Below are 1,590 nucleotides of genomic sequence, written 5' to 3' on the forward strand. Positions count from 1 at the left end.
AGCTTGGTGTTTAACCCAACTGCTGTTTCGCGCGCATGTGTTCGGTGATGGATTCGGCTCGTTTCACGGTCTTTCCGGGGTCGTGGCGCGGGGCTGGCCTGCGGTTCTTGGAGCCGGGTGGACGTCCGGGGCCGCCGGGGCGGTTCGGTTTCGGTGCAGCTGCGGGATGGGCTGCGGTCGCGTGGAGGTTGCGAAACCCCCGGCGGACCCGGGCGGGGGTGAGCCGACGCGGTTCGGGAGCGGGGCGTTCCCAGGGGCGGCGCAAGTCCTCAGCGAGCGGGCGGGCGAGGCGGAGCTGGGTATGGGCGGCGATGATCAGCCAGGTCCACGCGTCGGCGGTGGCCGGGTCGCGGACCTTCGGGACCGTCCAGCCGAGCGTCTGTTTGAAGAAGCGGAAGGTGTGCTCCAGGTCGAAGCGCCGCAGGAACGCCTGCCAGCGCAGGTCGACGTCCTGGCCGGTCATGGCGGTGCGGGAGGACCACAGCCAGACCGGTTTCGGGTCGCCGTCACCGGGCAGGCGCTCGACTTTCAGGCGGATCAACGTCCCGTGGAGAACGGGGAGTTCGCCGTCGTGGTCGAGCCAGGAGCCGCGGGCGGCCAGGCGCGGGTGCATCCGGTCCCAGGCGAGGGCTTCGGCGGTGCCGTAGCGGGTGGTCTCGCCGGTGGTGGCCTGGTCGGGGGCGTGCCAGGACTGCGGCTTGGCGAGGGTCAGCACGCTGCCATGCATGCGGGGCCGTCCCCCGCGCGGAGTGGAGCGCGGCGGGCCGGCGTCGCGGAGCATGACTCGGTCCGAGCGCAGCCGGCCGACCACCTCGACCGGCAGGTCGGCCAAGACGTAGGCCAGGCGCGTGACGTCGTAGCCGGAGTCCATGACGACCAGGATGTCCGGGTCGCCCGGCGTCCAGTGTCCTGCGGCGACCAGGCGTGCGACGACGTCGCGGAGCTGGTCGGCGGTCACCGCGGTGGCGTCGTCGGCCGGGCCCAGGCGCACCGCGTCCAGGACCGCGCACCAGGATGTGCGGCCGGACTCCAGCGCGGCGACGAAGGAGTAGGGCCAGCCGGGGACGAGCTGGTCGGCGCTGCGGCCGCGCCCGTAGACGTGGCAGAACAGCCGGTCGGGGCTGGTTGCGGCGTCCGGCCGCAGCCAGTTGGACACGTCCACCGCGAGCACGATCCGCCCGTCCGCGACCCGCGGCACAGGCAGCGAGGCAAACAGGAAACGCAGCCGGGCCGCCTCGATCCAGCCGGTGTTCAACGCGTTGTACATCGCACCATGCCCACGCCGATACTCGACCGTGAGCGTCAGCTCTGGCAGGGAGGCCATCGGCCCGTCCGCGCACAGCAATGCGTCGGTCAGTTCGAACAGCGCGTCCGCGCGCGTGTAAAGGCAGTCGTAGAACTCCTCCCGGAAGCGGGACAACACCCCCAACTGCTCGACGGCGGAGGGCTGAAGCGGGACACTCGTCATGCGGCCGTCTCCTTGCCTGCTTCTTGACTCGACATCTCGCAGCGTGAGGGACGGCCGCCCTGCTGTCCCGGGAACACCGCATTTCAGCAGGCCGCGACCTCAGCGAGGTAAAACAACAAGCT

Annotated in this window: 1 protein-coding gene; it reads right to left on the reverse strand. The window is 70.9% G+C overall.

The features are described from left to right. Positions 1-10: 10 nt before the first annotated feature. Positions 11-1,468 (reverse strand): NF041680 family putative transposase, encoded by a 1,458-nt coding sequence (locus ACZ4FV_RS52270; RefSeq protein WP_465328523.1) that lies wholly within the window; start codon positions 1,466-1,468, stop codon positions 11-13. Positions 1,469-1,590 lie beyond the last annotated feature (122 nt).

Source organism: Embleya sp. NPDC025285 (assembly GCF_055558835.1).